16 protein-coding genes and 2 tRNA genes are annotated in these 21,326 nt (G+C 56.4%); 17 read left to right on the plus strand and 1 reads right to left on the minus strand.

What is annotated here, in order from left to right:
• Window positions 1-97 precede the first annotated feature (97 nt).
• The 6 genes from dnaK to greA all read left to right on the plus strand — a co-directional run bounded on the left by dnaK (window position 98) and on the right by greA (window position 9,478).
• On the plus strand, window positions 98-2,014 hold the full coding sequence (gene dnaK, locus CJU81_RS16830; RefSeq protein WP_019825894.1) for a molecular chaperone DnaK: 1,917 nt from the start codon (window positions 98-100) through the stop codon (window positions 2,012-2,014).
• A 320-nt stretch (window positions 2,015-2,334) separates the two neighbouring features.
• Entirely contained in the window at window positions 2,335-3,459 is a 1,125-nt protein-coding gene (dnaJ, locus tag CJU81_RS16835; RefSeq protein ID WP_095037544.1) for a molecular chaperone DnaJ, read from the plus strand.
• A gap of 10 nt (window positions 3,460-3,469) precedes the next feature.
• Window positions 3,470-4,276 carry a 4-hydroxy-tetrahydrodipicolinate reductase gene (gene dapB, locus CJU81_RS16840; RefSeq protein WP_095037545.1) on the plus strand — a complete coding sequence of 269 codons (807 nt, stop codon included), beginning with the start codon at window positions 3,470-3,472 and terminating at the stop codon, window positions 4,274-4,276.
• A 259-nt stretch (window positions 4,277-4,535) separates the two neighbouring features.
• A complete protein-coding gene (gene carA, locus CJU81_RS16845; protein WP_016783446.1) occupies window positions 4,536-5,672 on the plus strand; it encodes a glutamine-hydrolyzing carbamoyl-phosphate synthase small subunit in 1,137 nt (378 codons plus the stop codon).
• Window positions 5,673-5,783: 111 nt separating this feature from the next.
• Complete coding sequence (gene carB, locus CJU81_RS16850) at window positions 5,784-9,005, plus strand: carbamoyl-phosphate synthase large subunit (protein ID WP_095037546.1); 3,222 nt, start codon at window positions 5,784-5,786, stop codon at window positions 9,003-9,005.
• Window positions 9,002-9,478 (plus strand): transcription elongation factor GreA, encoded by a 477-nt coding sequence (gene greA, locus CJU81_RS16855; RefSeq protein ID WP_016783444.1) that lies wholly within the window; start codon window positions 9,002-9,004, stop codon window positions 9,476-9,478. Before carB ends, greA begins: the two co-directional genes overlap by 4 nt.
• A gap of 280 nt (window positions 9,479-9,758) precedes the next feature.
• Here greA and yhbY read toward each other — a convergent pair whose 3' ends face one another.
• Window positions 9,759-10,067: a ribosome assembly RNA-binding protein YhbY gene (gene yhbY, locus CJU81_RS16860; protein WP_095037547.1), complete on the minus strand. Its 309-nt coding sequence runs from the start codon at window positions 10,065-10,067 to the stop codon at window positions 9,759-9,761.
• A 107-nt stretch (window positions 10,068-10,174) separates the two neighbouring features.
• Between yhbY and rlmE the strand changes: the two genes are divergently transcribed.
• The 11 genes from rlmE (at window position 10,175) to infB (ending at window position 21,297) form a co-directional block, all read left to right on the plus strand.
• Window positions 10,175-10,825: a 23S rRNA (uridine(2552)-2'-O)-methyltransferase RlmE gene (gene rlmE, locus CJU81_RS16865; RefSeq protein WP_016783443.1), complete on the plus strand. Its 651-nt coding sequence runs from the start codon at window positions 10,175-10,177 to the stop codon at window positions 10,823-10,825.
• Between the two features lie 193 nt (window positions 10,826-11,018).
• Complete coding sequence (ftsH, locus tag CJU81_RS16870) at window positions 11,019-12,926, plus strand: ATP-dependent zinc metalloprotease FtsH (protein ID WP_095037548.1); 1,908 nt, start codon at window positions 11,019-11,021, stop codon at window positions 12,924-12,926.
• 8 nt (window positions 12,927-12,934) lie between these two features.
• A complete protein-coding gene (gene folP / locus CJU81_RS16875) occupies window positions 12,935-13,786 on the plus strand; it encodes a dihydropteroate synthase (RefSeq protein WP_095037549.1) in 852 nt (283 codons plus the stop codon).
• 16 nt (window positions 13,787-13,802) lie between these two features.
• Window positions 13,803-15,140, plus strand: a complete 1,338-nt coding sequence (glmM, locus tag CJU81_RS16880; protein ID WP_095037550.1) for a phosphoglucosamine mutase — start codon at window positions 13,803-13,805, stop codon at window positions 15,138-15,140.
• A 66-nt stretch (window positions 15,141-15,206) separates the two neighbouring features.
• Entirely contained in the window at window positions 15,207-15,962 is a 756-nt protein-coding gene (gene tpiA, locus CJU81_RS16885) for a triose-phosphate isomerase (protein ID WP_095037551.1), read from the plus strand.
• 2 nt (window positions 15,963-15,964) lie between these two features.
• The gene (gene secG, locus CJU81_RS16890; protein ID WP_003439612.1) at window positions 15,965-16,348 is read left to right on the plus strand and encodes a preprotein translocase subunit SecG; all 384 of its coding nucleotides are present in this window, start codon (window positions 15,965-15,967) and stop codon (window positions 16,346-16,348) included.
• 29 nt (window positions 16,349-16,377) lie between these two features.
• A tRNA-Leu gene (locus CJU81_RS16895) sits at window positions 16,378-16,463 on the plus strand.
• 96 nt (window positions 16,464-16,559) lie between these two features.
• Window positions 16,560-16,636 (plus strand) — tRNA-Met (locus tag CJU81_RS16900).
• 141 nt (window positions 16,637-16,777) lie between these two features.
• Complete coding sequence (rimP, locus tag CJU81_RS16905; protein WP_016783438.1) at window positions 16,778-17,236, plus strand: ribosome maturation factor RimP; 459 nt, start codon at window positions 16,778-16,780, stop codon at window positions 17,234-17,236.
• Between the two features lie 47 nt (window positions 17,237-17,283).
• Entirely contained in the window at window positions 17,284-18,765 is a 1,482-nt protein-coding gene (nusA, locus tag CJU81_RS16910) for a transcription termination factor NusA (RefSeq protein ID WP_016783437.1), read from the plus strand.
• A 27-nt stretch (window positions 18,766-18,792) separates the two neighbouring features.
• On the plus strand, window positions 18,793-21,297 hold the full coding sequence (infB, locus tag CJU81_RS16915; RefSeq protein WP_095002554.1) for a translation initiation factor IF-2: 2,505 nt from the start codon (window positions 18,793-18,795) through the stop codon (window positions 21,295-21,297).
• Window positions 21,298-21,326: the final 29 nt, after the last annotated feature.

Raw genomic sequence — 21,326 nt, forward strand, 5'->3', positions numbered from 1 at the left:
CGGCCGCAAGGCCCCCATTTAGAAGTCAAGCGTTAAGCAGTGCCGCAGTTGGTCATTACTGCTGCGGCAACAAAATTCAAATTTAGGGAGAGTAAACATGGGCAGAATTATCGGTATTGACCTCGGGACCACCAACTCGTGTGTTTCGGTTCTGGAAAACGGTAAAGCTAAAGTTATTGAAAACGCAGAAGGCGCGCGTACCACGCCGTCGATCGTTGCGTACGCCAATGATGGCGAAATTCTGGTTGGCCAGTCGGCCAAGCGTCAGGCAGTGACCAATCCGCATAACACCCTGTACGCGGTGAAGCGTCTGATCGGTCGTCGTTTTGACGAAGAAGTTGTACAGAAAGACATTCAGATGGTTCCGTACAAGATCGCCAAGGCTGACAACGGCGACGCCTGGGTTGAAGTGAACGGCCAGAAAATGGCTCCGCCACAAATCTCGGCTGAAATTCTGAAGAAAATGAAGAAAACCGCCGAAGACTACCTCGGCGAGCCAGTGACTGAAGCGGTCATTACCGTTCCGGCCTACTTCAACGACAGCCAGCGTCAGGCGACCAAAGACGCCGGCCGTATCGCGGGTCTGGACGTAAAACGCATCATCAACGAACCAACCGCAGCTGCTCTGGCTTACGGTATGGATAAAGCGAAAGGCGACCACACTGTCATCGTTTATGACCTGGGTGGCGGTACTTTCGACGTGTCGGTCATTGAAATTGCCGAAGTTGATGGCGAGCACCAGTTTGAAGTGCTGGCAACCAACGGTGACACGTTCCTGGGTGGTGAAGACTTTGACATCCGTCTGATCGACTACCTGGTTGACGAGTTCAAGAAAGAAAGCGGCATGAACCTCAAAGGTGACCCGCTGGCGATGCAGCGTCTGAAAGAAGCTGCGGAAAAAGCCAAAATCGAACTGTCTTCGAGCCAGTCGACTGACGTGAATCTGCCTTACATCACTGCAGATGCCACCGGTCCTAAGCATTTGAACGTGAAAATTTCGCGCGCCAAGCTGGAATCGCTGGTTGAAGACCTGGTTCAACGCACCATTGAACCTTGCCGCATCGCGCTGAAAGACGCCGGTATCGACGTTGGCGCAATCAACGACGTGATCCTGGTTGGTGGTCAGACTCGTATGCCGCTGGTACAGAAGCTGGTAACCGAGTTCTTCGGCAAGGAAGCGCGTAAAGACGTGAACCCGGACGAAGCTGTTGCAATGGGTGCTGCCATCCAGGGCGCGGTATTGGCCGGTGATGTTAAAGACGTTCTGTTGCTGGACGTGAGCCCGCTGACTTTGGGTATCGAAACCATGGGCGGTGTAATGACTGCTCTGATCGAGAAAAACACCACGATTCCTACCAAGAAATCGCAAGTGTTCTCGACTGCAGACGATAACCAGGGCGCAGTAACCATTCACGTGCTGCAAGGCGAGCGCAAGCAAGCCGCACAGAACAAGTCGTTGGGCAAGTTCGACCTGGCTGACATTCCACCTGCTCCACGTGGCGTGCCTCAGATCGAAGTGACCTTCGATATCGATGCCAACGGCATCCTGCACGTAAGTGCTAAAGACAAGGCGACTGGCAAGTCTCAGTCGATCGTGATCAAGGCTAACTCGGGTCTGTCCGAGGAAGAAATCGCCCAGATGGTTCGCGATGCCGAGATCAACGCTGAGGAAGACCGCAAGTTCGAAGAGCTGGCAGCTGCACGTAACCAGGGCGACGCACTGGTTCACTCGACTCGCAAAATGATCGTCGATGCTGGCGACAAAGTAACCGAGGAAGAGAAAGCTGCAATCGAAGCTGCTGTGGTTGCACTTGAAGCCGCTGTTAAAGGCGACGACAAGGCTGCTATCGAAGCCAAGGTTGAAGAGCTGTCCAAGGTGTCTGCTCCGGTTGCACAGAAAATGTACGCCGAGCAGGCGAACCCGGCAGACGCAGCGGCCAAGCCAGCTGATTCGGCTGAAAAAGCGGACGACGTTGTCGACGCTGAGTTCGAAGAAGTAAAAGACAACAAGTAATCAGCTTGTTTGTCGGCCGGTTGACCGCGCATAAGCGGTGACTGGTAGGATGTCGCCGCGCGGGAGCTTGCTCCCGCGTTGGCGTGTCTGGAGTACCAGAATTTTTACAGCATGCGACAAGGTCGAATGCTGGCGGTTTGGTCTGGATCTTTCTTGATGTCCAGCCAGAGGTAACCGCTCCTGGCAGCCAATGCATTGGCTGTTAAACACAAACCTATATCGTTGAAAAGACGTGAGTCGGGTCTGATCCTTTTCGGGCTTGGCGGGTTTGGCGAGGCTCGGGAGGGTTTTGTCGAACGTCCTTGAGAGTGCAAAGAATTATGGTAAAGCGCGACTATTACGAAATATTGGGTGTTGAACGCACCTCGACTGAGATAGAGCTGAAGAAGGCTTATCGCCGTTTGGCGATGAAGCATCACCCGGACCGTAATCCGGATGACAAGGCTTCGGAAGAGCTGTTCAAAGAGGCCAACGAGGCTTACGAGGTTCTGTCGGACTCCAGCAAGCGTGCTGCCTACGATCAATACGGTCATGCCGGTGTTGATCCGCAAATGGGTGGTGGCGGTGCCGGTTTCGGCGGTCAGAACTTCTCCGATATTTTCGGTGATGTGTTCAGCGATTTCTTTGGCGGTGGTCGTGGCGGCTCCCGGGGCGGCGCTCAGCGCGGTAGCGATTTGCGCTATACGCTGGAGCTGGATCTGGAAGAGGCCGTACGCGGTACCACGGTCAATATCCGTGTTCCTACACTGGTTAATTGCAAGCCATGTGACGGTTCGGGCGCCAAGAAGGGTTCTTCGCCGGTGACCTGTACCACCTGTGGCGGTATTGGCCAGGTGCGCATGCAGCAGGGCTTCTTCGCGGTTCAGCAGACGTGCCCGCGCTGCCACGGTCAAGGCAAGGTCATTTCTGATCCGTGCGAAAGCTGCCGTGGTGAAGGTCGCGTAGAAGAGTACAAAACCCTTTCCGTCAAAGTACCTGCGGGCGTTGATACCGGCGATCGCATTCGTCTGTCCGGTGAGGGTGAGGCGGGCGTGCAGGGTGGGCCGACTGGCGACCTGTATGTGGTCATCGATGTGCGCGAGCACGCGATTTTCCAGCGCGACGGCAAACATCTGTTTTGTGAAGTGCCGATCAACTTTGCCGATGCTGCACTGGGTGCTGAAATTGAAGTGCCGACCCTGGATGGTCGGGTCAAACTGAAAATCCCGGAAGGTACGCAAAGCGGCAAGCAATTCCGATTGCGTGGCAAGGGCGTGGCCCCGGTTCGCGGTGGTGGTGCTGGCGATTTGATGTGCCGTGTGGTGATCGAAACCCCGGTCAAACTGAGCCGTCGTCAGCGCGAGCTGATGGAAGAGTTCCGTACCACGCTGGAAGGTGACAGCAGTCATTCGCCAAACGCCACAGGCTGGTTTGAAGGCGTTAAGCGTTTTTTCGGCGACCTGTAAGGAGCGGTAAATGCGACGTATAGCTGTGATGGGCGCTGCCGGGCGCATGGGCAAGACATTGGTCGATGCTGTGCAGCAGCGCGCACCACTGTGCGGGTTGACGGCGGCAATCGTTCGTCCGGGCAGCTCTCTGGTGGGGGCTGATGCCGGTGAGCTGGCTTCTGTCGGTCGCATTGGCGTGCCGTTGTCGGACAGCCTGCAAGCGGTTGCGGCTGATTTCGACGTGCTGATCGACTTCACCTTGCCTGAAGTGATGCTGGCCAATCTGGCGGTGTGTCGCAAGTTGGGCAAGGCCATGGTGATCGGCACCACGGGGTTGAATGCTGGGCAAAAGCAGTTGTTGGTCGAGGCTGGCCAAGATATCGCGATTGTCTTTGCTTCCAACTTCAGTGTCGGCGTCAATCTGTCGTTCAAGCTGCTGGACATGGCGGCGCGGGTGATGGGTGAAGATGCCGATATCGAAATTATCGAGGCCCATCACCGGCACAAGGTCGACGCACCTTCGGGGACGGCGATGCGCATGGGTGAGGTGATTGCCGATGCGCTGGGCCGTGATCTGCAAAAGGTTGCGGTCTATGGTCGTGAAGGCCACACCGGTGCCCGTGAGCGCGAAACAATCGGTTTCGCCACGGTGCGTGGCGGTGATGTGGTGGGTGATCACACGGTCTTGTTCGCCACTGAAGGCGAGCGGCTCGAAATCACCCACAAGGCATCCAGTCGCATGACCTTTGCCAAGGGCGCTGTTCGTGCTGCCCTGTGGCTGCAAGGTCGCGAGCCTGGCCTGTATGACATGCAGGATGTGCTCGACCTGCGTTGAGTTAACTCTGTAAAATCGGGCTGTTGGCGCGCCAGTAGCCCGATTTTTAACCGCTAAGCGATGTTCTGTCGCATTCCCCTGTCTTTTAGACTCTTTAGCGGTAGACCAAAAAAGCCTTTTTCTGTAAGCTACAGCTTTAGTGTGTCCACTAAAAGCGCGCAGATAATTCGATGAAGAAGCGGGGTGACGTGTCCATACGTCACTCCGCTTTTTTACAACCTGCGATCGCCCTTTCAGGCTTTATTTACGGGAGGTCTTCTTGACTAAGCAAGCCATACTCGCCCTCGCTGATGGCAGCATTTTTCGCGGCGAAGCCATTGGGGCCGACGGTCAAACCGTTGGTGAGGTGGTGTTTAACACCGCAATGACTGGCTACCAGGAGATCCTGACGGATCCTTCCTACGCTCAGCAAATCGTGACCCTGACTTACCCGCATGTTGGCAACACCGGTACTACCCCGGAAGACGCCGAGTCTGATCGTGTCTGGTCCGCAGGTCTGGTAATCCGTGATCTGCCGCTGGTTGCTAGCAACTGGCGCAACACCATGTCCCTGGCCGACTACCTGAAAACCAACAATGTTGTGGCTATCGCCGGTATCGACACTCGCCGCCTGACGCGCATCCTGCGTGAGAAAGGCGCGCAGAACGGTTGCATCATGGCGGGCGACAACATTTCTGAAGAAGCTGCCATCGCAGCTGCTCGCGGCTTCCCGGGCCTGAAGGGCATGGATCTGGCGAAAGTCGTCAGCACCGAAAAAGCCTACGAGTGGCGCTCCAGCGTCTGGAACCTGGCTACCGACAGTCATCCGACCATCGAAGCCAGCGAACTGCCTTATCACGTGGTCGCTTATGACTACGGCGTAAAGTGGAACATCCTGCGCATGCTGGTTGAGCGCGGCTGCCGCGTGACCGTGGTTCCGGCACAGACTCCGGCCAGCGACGTTCTGGCACTCAACCCGGATGGCGTGTTCCTGTCCAACGGCCCGGGTGACCCTGAGCCTTGCGACTACGCGATCACTGCAATCAAGCAAGTGCTGACCACCGAGATTCCGGTTTTCGGTATCTGCCTGGGTCACCAGTTGCTGGCCCTGGCTTCCGGCGCCAAGACCGTGAAAATGGGTCATGGCCATCACGGTGCCAACCACCCGGTTCAGGATCTGGACACTGGTGTTGTGATGATTACCAGCCAGAACCACGGTTTTGCGGTAGACGAAGCGAGCTTGCCAGCCAATGTGCGCGCCATCCACAAGTCGCTGTTCGACGGCACCCTGCAAGGTATCGAGCTGACCGACAAGAGCGCTTTCAGCTTCCAGGGTCACCCTGAAGCAAGCCCTGGCCCGAACGACGTTGCACCGCTGTTCGATCGCTTCATCAATGAGATGGCCAAGCGCCGTTAATCAGCCTCCTGCTGGCGCCCTGTGGCGGCCCCGAATTTCGGTGGCCCCCGGGGGCTTCAGAAACCTGATTGACAGCTTGCCGACTGACCTGCGGATTTGAGTGACAAACCCATGCCAAAACGTACAGACATAAAAAGCATCCTGATTCTCGGCGCTGGCCCGATCGTTATCGGCCAGGCGTGTGAATTCGACTACTCCGGCGCCCAGGCCTGTAAAGCCCTGCGCGAAGAGGGTTACCGCGTCATCCTGGTGAACTCCAATCCGGCCACCATCATGACCGACCCGGACATGGCCGACGCCACTTACATCGAGCCGATCAAATGGCAGACCGTTGCCAAGATCATCGAAAAAGAGCGTCCGGATGCACTGCTGCCAACCATGGGCGGCCAGACTGCTCTGAACTGCGCACTGGATCTTGAGCGCGAAGGCGTTCTGGAGAAGTTTGGCGTAGAGATGATCGGCGCCAACGCTGACACCATCGACAAGGCTGAAGACCGTTCGCGTTTCGACAAGGCGATGAAATCCATCGGCCTTGACTGCCCGCGTTCGGGTATCGCCCATACCATGGAAGAAGCCAACGCGGTTCTCGAAAAACTGGGCTTCCCGTGCATCATCCGTCCGTCCTTCACTATGGGCGGCACCGGTGGCGGTATTGCTTACAACCGTGAAGAGTTCGAAGAAATCTGTACGCGTGGTCTGGACCTGTCTCCAACCAAAGAGCTGCTGATCGACGAATCCCTGATCGGCTGGAAAGAGTACGAGATGGAGGTTGTTCGCGACAAAAAAGACAACTGCATCATCGTTTGCTCGATCGAAAACTTCGACCCGATGGGCGTGCACACCGGTGACTCGATCACCGTTGCTCCGGCACAGACCCTGACGGACAAGGAATACCAGATCATGCGTAACGCCTCGTTGGCGGTACTGCGTGAGATCGGCGTTGAAACGGGCGGTTCCAACGTTCAGTTCGGTATCTGCCCGGACACTGGCCGTATGGTCGTGATCGAGATGAACCCGCGTGTATCGCGTTCGTCGGCGCTGGCATCGAAAGCTACCGGCTTCCCGATTGCGCGTATCGCTGCCAAGTTGGCGATCGGTTACACCCTGGACGAGCTGCAAAACGAAATCACCGGCGGCGCGACGCCTGCGTCCTTCGAGCCGTCCATCGACTACGTTGTGACCAAGCTGCCGCGCTTCGCCTTCGAGAAATTCGCCAAGGCTGACGCCCGTTTGACCACGCAGATGAAATCTGTGGGTGAAGTCATGGCTATCGGCCGGACTTTCCAGGAATCCCTGCAAAAGGCCCTTCGCGGTCTGGAAGTGGGTGTAAGCGGTCTTGATCCAAAGCTGGACCTGAGCAACCCGGAAAGCATGGCCGTGCTCAAGCGCGAGCTGACTGTGCCGGGCGCCGAGCGTATCTGGTACGTGGCTGACGCGTTCCGCGCCGGCATGACCGTTGAAGATATCTTCGGCATGAACATGATCGACCCTTGGTTCCTGGTACAGATCGAAGATCTGATCAAGGACGAAGCAAAGATCAAGACCATGGCGCTGACATCGATCGATCGCGATGCCATGTACCGCTTCAAGCGCAAGGGCTTCTCCGACGCGCGTCTGGCCGTTCTGCTGGGTGTGACCGAGAAGAATCTGCGTCGCCACCGTCACAAGCTGGAAGTGTTCCCGGTCTACAAGCGCGTTGACACCTGCGCCGCCGAGTTCGCTACCGACACCGCCTACATGTACTCCACCTATGAGGAAGAGTGCGAAGCCAACCCTTCGGATCGTGACAAGATCATCATCCTGGGTGGCGGCCCGAACCGTATCGGCCAAGGTATCGAGTTCGACTACTGCTGCGTTCACGCCGCTCTGGCACTGCGTGCCGACGGTTACGAGACCATCATGGTCAACTGCAACCCGGAAACCGTGTCCACCGACTTCGACACCTCGGATCGTCTGTACTTCGAATCCGTAACCCTGGAAGACGTGCTGGAAATCGTCCGCGTCGAGAAGCCAAAAGGCGTGATCGTCCAGTACGGCGGCCAGACTCCGCTGAAACTGGCCCGTGCCCTGGAAGAAGCCGGCGTGCCGATCATCGGTACCAGCCCTGACGCCATCGACCGTGCCGAAGACCGTGAGCGCTTCCAGCAGATGGTTGAGCGCCTGAACCTGCGTCAGCCGCCTAACGCCACTGTGCGCAGCGAAGACGAAGCCATTCGTGCCGCTGGCAAGATCGGTTACCCGCTGGTTGTTCGTCCTTCCTACGTGTTGGGCGGCCGTGCGATGGAAATCGTTTACGAAGAAGACGAGCTCAAGCGCTACCTGCGTGACGCCGTGAAAGTGTCCAACGACAGCCCCGTGCTGCTGGACCACTTCCTCAACTGCGCCATCGAAATGGACGTGGATGCTGTCTGCGACGGTACTGATGTAGTGATCGGCGCAATCATGCAGCACATCGAACAGGCTGGCGTTCACTCCGGTGACTCCGCTTGCTCGCTGCCGCCGTACTCGCTGCCGCTGCACATCCAGGACGAGATGCGCGAGCAGGTCAAGAAAATGGCTCTGGAGTTGGGCGTTGTCGGCCTGATGAACGTGCAATTGGCTCTGCAGGGCGAAGATATCTACGTGATCGAAGTGAACCCGCGTGCATCGCGTACCGTTCCTTTTGTCTCCAAGTGCATCGGTGTTTCCCTGGCGATGATCGCAGCTCGCGTGATGGCCGGTAAAACCCTGAAGGAAATCGGTTTCACCAAAGAAATCATTCCTAACTTCTACAGCGTGAAAGAGGCGGTCTTCCCGTTCGCCAAATTCCCGGGTGTTGACCCGATTCTCGGCCCTGAGATGAAGTCGACCGGTGAAGTGATGGGCGTGGGCGATACCTTCGGCGAAGCGTTTGCCAAGGCCCAGATGGGTGCAAGCGAAGTGCTGCCGACTGGCGGTACTGCTTTCATCAGCGTGCGCGACGACGACAAACCGCTGGTTGCCGGCGTTGCCCGTGACCTGATCAACCTGGGCTTTGAGATTGTTTCGACCGTTGGCACTGCCAAGTTCATCGAAGCAGCAGGCTTGAAAGTACGCCGTGTGAACAAGGTGACCGAAGGTCGTCCGCACGTTGTCGACATGATCAAGAACGACGAAGTAACCTTGATCATCAATACCACCGAAGGGCGTCAGTCGATTGCTGACTCCTATTCCATTCGCCGCAACGCGCTGCAGCACAAGATCTACTGCACCACGACTATTGCTGCTGGCGAAGCGATCTGTGAAGCGCTTAAGTTCGGTCCTGAAAAAACCGTACGTCGCTTGCAGGATCTACACGCAGGATTAAAGGCATGATCAAGTACCCAATGACGGTCCAGGGCGCCAAAGCCCTGGAAGAAGAGCACGCACATCTGACCAAGGTTGTTCGTCCCAAGCTGAGCCAGGATATCGGTACGGCGCGTGAGCTGGGCGACCTTAAAGAAAACGCTGAATACCATGCTGCCCGTGAGCAGCAGGGTATGGTTGAGGCGCGTATCCGTGACATCGAAGGCCGCATGCAGAACGCGGTGATCATCGATGTAACGACGATTCCTCACACCGGCAAAGTGATTTTCGGCACCACGGTCGAGATCGCCAACGTTGAAACTGACGAAAGCGTGACCTACCAGATCGTTGGTGAAGATGAGGCTGACTTCAAGCTCGGAAAGATCTCCGTGGGTTCGCCACTTGCCCGTGCCTTGATTGCCAAGGAAGAGGGTGATGTGGTGGCGGTGAAAACACCGGGCGGCGTCATTGAGTACGAAATTGTCAAAGTAAGTCACATCTAAGAGGGCGCCCGCCGTGTGCGGGCGCACTTTTTTGGCGGTCGGCCCGGGTATTGCGGGTTGGCGGCCTGTGGTTGTTTCACACAGAATTGTTTGCCGGTGCTGGCCTCAATGTGGCTGGCGGCGGTTTCTGGTTCAAGTGGCAGGTAGCGGGGCGGGAAGTAGTGCGTTGGGCGTCTCTGGCTGCCTGATGCGTTGCGCGGGCAGTTCTTGCATGACTCTCGGGCTTTGGCCCTGGAAGAGTTTCAGGGCGCGCCAGGCGCACCCTTGACCCTTGTCTACATCACTTGAAACGGTGGATGTTCGACAGTTGCTTGTTTACATTGACGTTCTTGCGGTACAGAAGCGCCATTTTGCCGATAACCTGTACCAGTTCCGCTTTGCCGACCTTGCACAGTTCTGCAATGGCCTCCAGGCGGGATTCGCGATCCAGAATGTTGACTTTGATTTTAATCAGCTCGTGATCGCCCAATGCGCGTTCGAGTTCGGCTAAAACACCTTCAGTCAAACCATTGTCAGCCACAGTCAAAACTGGTTTCAGATGGTGGCCAATGGATTTGTACTGTTTCTTCTGCTCTTGAGTGAGCGGCATAATCTGACCCCTGTGTCTGATCTTGTAAAAAGCGGCGGCCAGTTTACCCGAGCGAGTCCCAGACCGCCCAGTTAATCACGACCCGTTTAAAATTTTTGAGGTGGCCCGTGGCCCGTTCCAAGACTAGCCTTAACTGGCTGAAAGAACATTTCAACGACCCGTACGTCAAAATGGCGCAAAAAGACGGGTATCGCTCCCGTGCCAGCTACAAATTGCTGGAGATCCAGGAGCGCGACAAGCTGATTCGTCCCGGCATGACCGTTATCGACCTGGGTGCTGCCCCGGGTGGCTGGTCGCAGGTGACCAGTCGTCTGATCGGTGGTCAGGGGCGTTTGATTGCTTCCGACATCCTGGATATGGACAGCATCCCTGATGTGACCTTCATCAAGGGCGACTTTACCGAGGACGCCGTGCTTGCACAGATCCTCGAGGCTGTCGGAAATACGCAAGTAGACCTTGTGATTTCAGATATGGCCCCCAATATGAGTGGATTGGCAGCTGTGGACATGCCTCGGGCAATGTTCCTCTGCGAATTGGCACTCGACCTTGCTGGTCGCGTCCTACGTCCTGGCGGTGATTTTCTGATTAAAGTTTTCCAGGGTGAAGGCTTCGATCAGTACCACAAAGACATTCGCAAGCTGTTTGACAAGGTACAGATGCGCAAGCCGTCCTCGTCGCGAGACAGGTCCCGTGAGCAGTATTTGCTGGGGCGCGGCTTCCGCGGTGTTGAAGGTTCGGCCAGTGATGAACGTCTGTAACAAGGGCGATAGATTTTTTTGAGTCGCTTTACAGATCTGGCATAACGAATATTGTGTAGGCAAAGTTTCACAAAGGGTTACAGACGGAGCCTGCAAGGGTTGTAGGCAATGTAGTAAGTTATGCCGGTGAATATCATGCGAAGCACGCTTCAGTAGCGGGGCTTGTGCTTCAGAGGGTAGCTAATTGAACGATATGGCAAAGAATCTGATCCTGTGGTTGATCATCGCCGCTGTCCTGGTGACAGTGATGAACAACTTCTCCAGTCCAAACGAGCCACAAACCCTCAACTATTCCGACTTCATCCAGCAAGTTAAGGATGGCAAGGTCGAGCGCGTTGCCGTGGATGGCTACGTGATTACCGGCAAACGCAGCGATGGCGATACCTTCAAAACCATCCGTCCGGCCATTCAGGACAACGGTTTGATCGGTGACCTGGTGGATAACCACGTAACCGTTGAAGGCAAACTGCCTGAGCAACAAAGCATCTGGACCCAGTTGCTGGTTGCGAGCTTCCCGATCCTGGTGATTATTGCGGTCTTCATGTTCATGATGCGCCAGATGCAGGGCGGTGCCGGCGGTAAAGGCGGCCCGATGAGCTTTGGCAAGAGCAAGGCGCGGCTGCTGTCGGAAGACCAGGTCAAGACGACTCTGGCTGACGTGGCAGGTTGCGATGAAGCCAAGGAAGAAGTGGGCGAGCTGGTTGAGTTCCTGCGTGATCCGGGCAAGTTCCAGCGCCTGGGTGGTCGCATTCCTCGCGGCGTGCTGATGGTGGGACCGCCTGGTACCGGTAAAACCCTGATCGCCAAGGCGATTGCGGGTGAGGCCAAGGTACCGTTCTTCACGATTTCCGGTTCCGACTTTGTTGAAATGTTCGTGGGCGTTGGCGCAAGCCGTGTTCGTGACATGTTTGAGCAGGCGAAAAAACACGCACCTTGCATCATCTTTATCGATGAAATCGACGCTGTCGGCCGTCACCGTGGCAACGGTATGGGTGGTGGTCACGATGAGCGTGAGCAGACCCTTAACCAGTTGCTGGTTGAGATGGACGGCTTTGAGATGAACGACGGCATCATCGTGATTGCCGCCACTAACCGTCCTGACGTACTTGACCCTGCGCTGTTGCGTCCAGGTCGTTTTGACCGTCAGGTCGTGGTGGGCTTGCCGGACATTCGTGGTCGCGAGCAGATTCTCAAGGTGCACATGCGTAAAGTGCCAATGGGCGATGATGTCCAGCCGGCTGTTATTGCGCGTGGTACGCCGGGCTTCTCGGGTGCCGATCTGGCCAACCTGGTGAACGAAGCTTCCCTGTTCGCAGCGCGTACCGGCAAGCGTGTTGTTGAAATGAAAGAGTTCGAGCTGGCCAAAGACAAGATCATGATGGGCGCCGAGCGCAAATCGATGGTCATGTCGGATAAAGAAAAGCGCAACACGGCCTATCACGAAGCGGGTCACGCTATCGTTGGTCGCGTAGTGCCTGAGCATGACCCGGTTTACAAGGTGTCGATCATTCCTCGTGGCCGCGCCCTGGGCGTGACCATGTTCCTGCCGGAAGAAGATCGCTACAGCCTGTCCAAGCGTGCGCTGATCAGCCAGATCTGCTCGCTCTATGGTGGCCGTATCGCTGAAGAGATGACCCTGGGTTTCGACGGTGTGACCACCGGCGCTTCCAACGACATCATGCGAGCCAGCCAGATTGCCCGCAACATGGTGACCAAATGGGGCTTGTCCGAGAAGCTCGGCCCGCTGATGTATGCCGAGGACGAAGAGTCCTATCTGGGTCGTGGTGGCGGTCAGTCTGCAAGCGTATCGGGCGAGACAGCCAAGCTGATCGACTCCGAAGTGCGCAGCATCATTGATCAGTGCTACAACACGGCCAAGCAGATCCTGACAGAAAACCGCGACAAGCTGGATGCAATGGCAGACGCGTTGATGAAGTACGAAACGATCGATGCCGATCAGATCGACGACATCATGGCGGGTCGTCCGCCACGCGAGCCTCGTGACTGGGAAGATGGCAACTCGGGTACCCCGACTGCCCCTACGCTGGATAAAACCGAGCGCCCGGAAACACCTATCGGCGGCCCTGCTGCTGATCAATAAGGCTTGAAATGACTTCTGTTCAGTCCTCAACCCGGTTGCCTTGCGGCAACCGGGTTCTTGATTTGGCCCATACGCATGTTATGGGCATCCTCAATGTCACCCCAGACTCCTTCTCCGATGGCGGCCGCTTTGCACCGCTGGATGCGGCTCTGCGCCATGCAGAGGCGATGGTTTTGGCCGGTGCGACCCTGATTGATGTTGGCGGCGAATCAACGCGCCCCGGAGCGCCTGTGGTCTTCCCGCAGGCAGAGCTCGACCGGGTTGCGCCGGTTGTCGAGCGCATTGCCCGGGAACTGGATGTAATTATTTCGGTCGATACATCCGCGCCAATGGTCATGACCGAGGTTGCGCGCCTTGGGGCGGGCTTGATCAATGATGTGCGCTCGCTGCGCCGTGAAGGTGCCCTGCAGGCTGCTGCAGCCACCGGCCTGCCGGTGTGTCTGATGCATATGCTCGGTGAGCCCGGCGATATGCAGGACAACCCGCATTACGAAGATCTGGTAGGTGAGGTGTCGGGGTTTCTGGCTGACAGCATGGCGCGTTGTGCGGCGGCTGGCATCGGGCCTGAGCGCATCGTGCTGGACCCGGGTTTTGGTTTTGCCAAAACCTTGCAACACAATTTGAGCCTGTTCAAGCATATGGAAGCCCTGCATGCGTTGGGTCGGCCTTTGCTGGTGGGCGTGTCACGTAAAAGCATGGTCGGGCAGACACTGAACCGGCCAGTTGCAGAGCGGCTCTATGGCAGTCTGGCTCTTGCGGCATTGGCGATGACCAAGGGGGCGCGCATATTGCGTGTCCATGATGTTGCCGAAACAGTTGATGTGGTACGGATGATCGCAGCGGTAGATGCCGCCGACTAAGAATGATGGAGCACTTATGACAAAGAAGTATTTTGGCACCGACGGTATTCGTGGTCGGGTCGGCGTTTATCCGATTACCCCTGACTTTATGCTCAAGTTGGGCTGGGCAGCGGGCATGGCGTTTCGCAGCAAAGGTGCTTGCCGCATTCTGGTAGGCAAGGACACGCGTATTTCGGGCTACATGTTTGAGTCGGCCCTTGAGGCCGGTTTGTCGGCTGCCGGGGCTGATGTGATGCTGCTGGGGCCTATGCCCACGCCGGCCATTGCCTACCTGACACGTACCTTCCATGCGGAAGCGGGTATCGTGATCAGCGCTTCGCACAATCCCCATGACGATAATGGCATCAAGTTCTTTTCCGGCGAGGGCACCAAGCTGCCTGATGACGTTGAACTGATGATTGAAGAGTTGCTGGATGCGCCGATGACGGTTGTCGATTCCGACAAGCTCGGCAAGGTCTCGCGGATCAATGATGCACCGGGCCGCTATATCGAATTCTGCAAAAGCAGCGTACCAAGCAGTACCAAATTCAGCGGTATGAAGATTGTTCTCGACTGCGCCCACGGTGCGACCTACAAGGTTGCGCCAAGTGTTTTCAAAGAGCTGGGTGCTCAAGTCGTTGTGCTGTCGGCTCAGCCTGATGGCCTGAATATCAACGAAAACTGCGGTTCGACTCATATGGGTCAGTTGCAGGCTGCCGTGGTGGCTGAAGGTGCGGACCTGGGTATTGCCTTTGATGGCGACGGTGACCGCGTGCTGATGGTTGACCACACCGGTGCCGTGGTAGATGGCGATGAGCTGTTGTTTATCATTGCCCGTGACTTGCACGAGCGTGGCAAATTGCAGGGTGGCGTTGTCGGTACGCTGATGAGCAACCTTGGCCTGGAGCTGGCATTGGCTGACCTGGGTATTGAGTTCGTGCGCGCCAATGTCGGCGACCGTTATGTGATCGCAGCCCTGCAAGAGCGTAACTGGCTGGTGGGTGGTGAAAACTCCGGGCATATCGTTTGCTTCCAGCACACCACGACTGGCGATGCGATCATCGCGGCGCTTCAGGTGTTGCTGTCGTTGCGTCGTCGCGACGAAAGCCTGGCCCAGTCGCGTCAGGCGCTGCGCAAGTGCCCGCAAGTACTGTTGAACGTACGTTTCGCGGGTGGCGTTGACCCTGTCGAGCATCCGGCGGTCAAAGAGGCGTGCGCGCGAGTGACGGCGGCCATGAACGGTCGTGGTCGCGTGTTGTTGCGCAAGTCTGGAACAGAGCCTTTGGTGCGTGTAATGGTCGAAGGCGATGACGAAAACATGGTTCGCGACTATGCCGAAGAGCTGGCAAAACTGGTAAGTGAAGTTTGTGCCTGAATTCGGCTTGCCAGCTTTGATTTGGTTGGGTAACATCTGCGCCCACTTTGACCGACGAGGTAAAGCATGCGTCGCACTATGGTAGCTGGTAACTGGAAGATGCACGGTACCCGCGCCAGCGTCGCTGAGCTGATCGACGGTCTGCGTGGTCTGGTCTTGCCAAACGATGTTGATGTTGCAGTATTTCCGCCTCAGCTGTTTATTGATCGTGTGATCAATGGCTTGCAAGGCGCAGCGATTTCGGTCGGTGCTCAGGATGCTGCAGTGGAGTCGGGGCAGGGCGCTCTGACTGGCGAGATTTCATCGAGCCAGTTGGCAGATGCAGGTTGCAAGCTTGTACTTGTAGGTCACTCCGAGCGCCGCCAGATACTGGGTGAGCAGGATGAGACACTCAATCGCAAGTTTGCAGCGGCCCAAGCCTCTGGCTTGACGCCAGTGCTGTGCATAGGGGAGACCCTGGAGCAGCGCGAAGCGGGACAAACGCTTGAAGTGGTAGAGCGTCAGCTGAATGCCGTGATTGACGAGTTTGGCATTGATGCTTTTGTAAATGCCGTGATTGCATACGAGCCGGTCTGGGCCATAGGCACCGGACTGACCGCATCACCACAGCAGGCGCAAGATGTGCATGCGGCCATTCGCGCACAACTGGCGCAAAAGAATTCTGAAGTGGCACAAGGTGTGCGGCTTCTATACGGCGGCAGCGTGAAGGCGGCCAATGCGGTCGAACTGTTCAGCATGCCGGATATCGATGGGGGACTCATTGGCGGGGCTTCCCTGAATGCAGATGAGTTCGGTGCGATCATTCGTGCCGCAGGAAACTGAAAATGCTGGATAACGTCGTAACTGTGTTTCATCTGTTGACAGCATTGGGTGTAATTGCCCTGGTTTTGCTGCAACAGGGCAAGGGAGCGGATGCTGGAGCATCTTTCGGCGCAGGTGCATCAAATACTGTGTTCGGAAGCCAAGGTTCCTCTACCTTTCTTAGTAAGTTTACTGCTATACTTGCCGCAGGTTTTTTCATAACCAGCTTAGGGTTAGGTTACTTTGCTAAAGAGAAAGCTGAACAGCTGACTCAAGTAGGTTTGCCAAATCCAGCGGTGTTGGAAGTTCCAGTGCAAAAGCCGGCTTCAGATGATGTTCCGGTGCTTCAAGAGCAAAAGTCGGCAACTCCTGCGACTGACGTACCTCCAGCTCAAGAGCAAAAGTAAAACGGGTTTCATGATGTAAACGTTGTATTGCCGAGGTGGTGGAATTGGTAGACACGCAACCTTGAGGTGGTTGTGCCCATAGGGTGTAGGGGTTCGAGTCCCCTTCTCGGTACCAATTATCAAGAATGCCCGCAGTAGCGGGCTTTCTTGTATGTGGAAGGTTAGATTGACCCGTCAAGGGATCAACCGTATACTTCCGCTCCAGCTTTGTCGCGGGATGGAGCAGTCTGGTAGCTCGTCGGGCTCATAACCCGAAGGTCGTCGGTTCAAATCCGGCTCCCGCAACCAGTTTCAGCGGAGCCCCTTTTCAGGGGCTTTTTGTTAGCTGGACACTTTATAGCGTCGGTATTCAACGACGTTTCAGAGATGGGCGCTTCGCCCATTTTTTCATTTTGCACAGCATGCACAAACATGCACTAGGGGGTTCAGGTGTCGAGCAAGCTAGAACAGTTGCAGGACTTGTTGGCCCCGGTGGTCGTGGCCCTTGGCTATGAATGCTGGGGTATTGAATTTTCGGCTCAAGGCCGCCATTCAATGTTGCGTGTGTATATCGACAAGGAAGGCGGCGTACTGGTGGATGACTGCGCAATCGTGAGTCGTCAGATCAGCGGCGTTCTGGATGTCGAAGATCCTATCGCTGTTGAATACACCCTTGAAGTTTCTTCTCCTGGCATGGAACGCCCGCTGTTCACTCTTGAACAGTTTGCCCAATTTGTCGGTGAGCAAGTGAAGATCAAGCTGCGCTCGCCTTTTGAAGGGCGACGTAACTTTCAGGGCCTTCTGCGCGGCGTAGAAGAGCAGGACATCGTGGTGCAGGTTGAAGACCATGAGTTCCTGTTGCCGATCGATATGATCGACAAGGCCAACATTATTCCCAGTTTTGACTGAGACGCGGATCCCGCGGATCCAATGGCTTGCGAAAGGCGAGGCGTACGATGAGCAAAGAAGTACTGCTGGTTGTTGAGTCGGTGTCCAATGAAAAGGGCGTACCGGCAAACGTTATTTTTGAAGCGCTGGAGCTGGCTCTGGCCACCGCTACTAAAAAGCGTTTTGAAGACGAAGTCGAACTGCGTGTGGAAATCAATCGCCACACCGGTAACTATGAGACTTTCCGTCGCTGGACTGTGGTCGAAGACGAAGATCTGGATGATCCAGCATACGAGTTGGCTGTAGACCAGGCCCAGGCGAAACAGCCAGGCGCGAAAGCCGGCGATATTATCGAAGAGAAAATCGATTCTATCGAATTCGGTCGGATTGCTGCACAGACGGCCAAACAGGTCATCGTGCAAAAAGTTCGCGAAGCCGAGCGTGCTCAAGTAGTCGATGCCTATCGTGAGCGTCTGGGCGAAATCATTTCCGGCACCGTTAAAAAGGTGACCCGCGACAATGTGATCGTTGACCTGGGTAACAACGCTGAAGCGTTGCTGGCCCGTGAAGACATCATTTCGCGTGAGACTTTCCGTGTTGGCGTACGCCTTCGCGCATTGCTCAAGGAAATCCGCACTGAAAACCGCGGTCCACAGCTGATCCTGTCGCGTACTGCGCCAGAGATGCTGATCGAACTGTTCCGCATTGAAGTGCCAGAAATCTCCGAAGGCCTGATCGAAGTGATGGCGGCCTCCCGCGATCCTGGATCACGCGCTAAAATAGCCGTTCGCTCGAAAGACAAACGCATTGATCCGCAAGGTGCCTGCATCGGTATGCGCGGTTCGCGCGTCCAGGCAGTGTCCGGCGAATTGGGCGGAGAGCGAGTGGATATCGTCCTTTGGGATGACAACCCGGCGCAGTTCGTGATCAACGCAATGTCGCCAGCAGAAGTGGCGGCTATTATCGTCGACGAAGATGCCCATGCAATGGACATCGCCGTTGGCGCAGACAATCTGGCCCAGGCGATTGGTCGCGGCGGTCAGAACGTACGTCTGGCCAGCCAGTTGACCGGCTGGACCCTGAACGTGATGACCGAATCGGACATCCAGGCCAAGCAGCAAGCAGAAACCGGCGATATCCTGCGCAACTTCATCGAAGAGCTGGAAGTTGATGAAGACCTGGCGCAGGTACTGGTTGATGAAGGCTTTACTAGCCTGGAAGAGATTGCCTACGTACCGGTGGAGGAAATGCTCAACATCGATGGCTTTGACGAAGATACCGTCAACGAGCTTCGCGCTCGCGCCAAGGATCGACTGTTGACTAAAGCCATCGCTACTGAGGAAAAGCTGGCAGACGCCCATCCGGCCGAAGACCTGCTCTCGCTTGAGGGTATGGACAAGGATTTGGCGATGGAACTGGCGGTGCGCGGCGTAATTACCCGCGAAGACCTGGCCGAGCAGTCTATTGACGACCTGCTCGACATCGACGGCATTGACGATGATCGTGCCGGCAAGTTGATCATGGCCGCCCGAGCCCATTGGTTCGAGTAATTAGGCGCGGCCTGAGGAGAGAAATGCATGACGCAAGTCACGGTGAAACAACTGGCCGATGAGGTCAAAACACCGGTTGAGCGCCTGTTGCAGCAGATGCGTGAGGCAGGTCTGCCGCACAACGCCGCCGAGCAGAATGTAACCGATAGTGAGAAGCAGGCTCTGCTGACTCACCTGAAAAGCAGCCACAAGGCAAAAGTGGAAGAACCGCGCAAGATCACTTTGCAGCGTAAAACCACCAGTACCCTGCGTGTAGCTGGCAGCAAAAGCATTAGCGTTGAAGTACGCAAGAAGAAAGTCTTCGTACAGCAAAGCCCGGAAGAAATCGAAGCCGAGCGCAAACGTGAGATGGATGAACGTCGTGCAGTAGAAAATGCCGCACGTCAAAAGGCTGAAGAAGAGTCCAAGCGTCGCGCCGAAGAAGAAGCGCGCCGCCAGCCTGCATCTGCTCCTGTTGCAGCACCGGCTCCGGCCGCTGCAGCGCCTGCACCTGTGCAAGCCGCAGCGCCAGCACCGGCTCCAGCCGCTGATGCACGCAAGCGTGACGAACAGCGTCGCCCGGACAAACCACGCGCAGACGATAACAATCGTCGCGGCAGTGGTGACGGCGATCGCAAAAACGCTCCGCATCGTGCCTCGGTTAAAGAAAAAGCACCGACTCCACGTGTTGCTCCGCGCACTTCCGACGAAGAAAGCGACAGCTTCCGTCGCGGTGGTCGTGGCAAGGGCAAGCTGAAGAAGCGCAACGCTCACGGTTTCCAGAGCCCAACCGGCCCTGTAGTTCGTGACGTACAGATTGGCGAGACCATCACTGTCGGCGATTTGGCTGCACAGATGTCGGTCAAGGCTGCCGAAGTCATCAAGTTCATGTTCAAGCTGGGTACTCCGGCGACCATCAACCAGGTACTGGATCAGGAAACTGCCCAACTGGTTGCTGAAGAACTGGGCCACAAAGTGACTCTGGTCAGCGACAACGCCCTGGAAGATTCCCTGGCCGAGTCCCTGAAGTTCGAAGGCGAGTCGTTCTCCCGTGCTCCGGTTGTGACCGTAATGGGCCACGTTGACCACGGTAAAACGTCCCTGCTCGACTACATCCGTCGTGCCAAGGTAGCTGCTGGCGAAGCCGGTGGTATTACTCAGCACATCGGTGCGTACCACGTTGAAACCGAACGCGGCATGGTCACGTTCCTCGACACCCCGGGTCACGCTGCGTTTACCGCAATGCGTGCTCGTGGTGCCAAGGCGACTGACATCGTGATTCTGGTTGTAGCTGCAGACGACGGCGTAATGCCGCAGACCATCGAAGCTGTTCAGCATGCGAAAGCCGCTGGCGTGCCGCTGGTTGTTGCAGTGAACAAGATCGACAAGCCAGGTGCTGACCTCGATCGCATTCGCAGCGAACTGTCCGTTCACGGCGTGACGTCGGAAGAGTGGGGTGGTGACACTCCGTTTGTTTCGGTCTCGGCGAAAATGGGTACTGGCGTTGACGAACTGCTCGAAGCCGTATTGCTGCAAGCCGAAGTTCTGGAACTCAAGGCAACTCCATCGGCTCCAGGCCGTGGCGTAGTGGTTGAGTCCCGTCTGGACAAAGGCCGTGGTCCGGTTGCAACTGTTCTGGTTCAAGACGGTACCCTGCGCCAAGGCGACATGGTTCTGGTCGGTTCCAACTACGGCCGCATCCGCGCCATGCTCGACGAGAACGGCAAGCCTATCAAGGAAGCCGGTCCATCCATCCCTGTCGAGATCCTCGGCCTGGACGGTACGCCAGATGCTGGCGACGAGATGAGCGTAATGACCGACGAGAAGAAGGCGCGTGAAGTTGCCCTGTTCCGTCAAGGCAAGTTCCGCGAAGTGAAACTGGCGCGTGCTCACGCAGGCAAGCTGGAAAACATCTTCGAGAACATGGGCCAGGAAGAGAAGAAGACGCTTAACATCGTCCTCAAATCTGACGTCCGTGGTTCGTTGGAAGCTCTGCAGGGCGCTCTGAGCGGCCTGGGTAACGACGAAGTGCAAGTGCGCGTAGTTGGTGGCGGTGTCGGTGGTATCACCGAGAGCGACGCTAACCTGGCACTGGCCTCCAACGCTGTACTGTTTGGCTTCAACGTGCGTGCCGATGCCGGCGCTCGCAAGATTGTCGAGCAGGAAGGTCTGGACATGCGTTACTACAACGTCATCTACGACATCATCGAAGACGTCAAGAAAGCCCTTACCGGCATGCTTGGCAGCGACGTTCGGGAGAACATCCTGGGTATCGCTGAAGTCCGCGACGTGTTCCGCTCGCCTAAGTTTGGCGCGGTTGCAGGTTGCATGGTGCTTGAAGGTGTTGTTCACCGTAACCGTCCAATCCGCGTACTGCGTGAAGACATCGTTATCTACGAAGGCGAGCTGGAATCCCTGCGTCGCTTCAAAGATGACATGTCCGAAGTGCGTGCCGGCATGGAATGCGGTATCGGCGTCAAGAGCTACAACGACGTTAAAGTCGGTGACAAGATCGAAGTGTTCGAGAAGGTCCAGGTTGCTCGCAGCCTCTAACTCGCGAGCCTCAAGAGCGAGGACGAGCC

This window comes from Pseudomonas fragi, assembly GCF_002269505.1.
In the GTDB taxonomy this organism is placed as follows: domain Bacteria; phylum Pseudomonadota; class Gammaproteobacteria; order Pseudomonadales; family Pseudomonadaceae; genus Aquipseudomonas; species Aquipseudomonas fragi_D.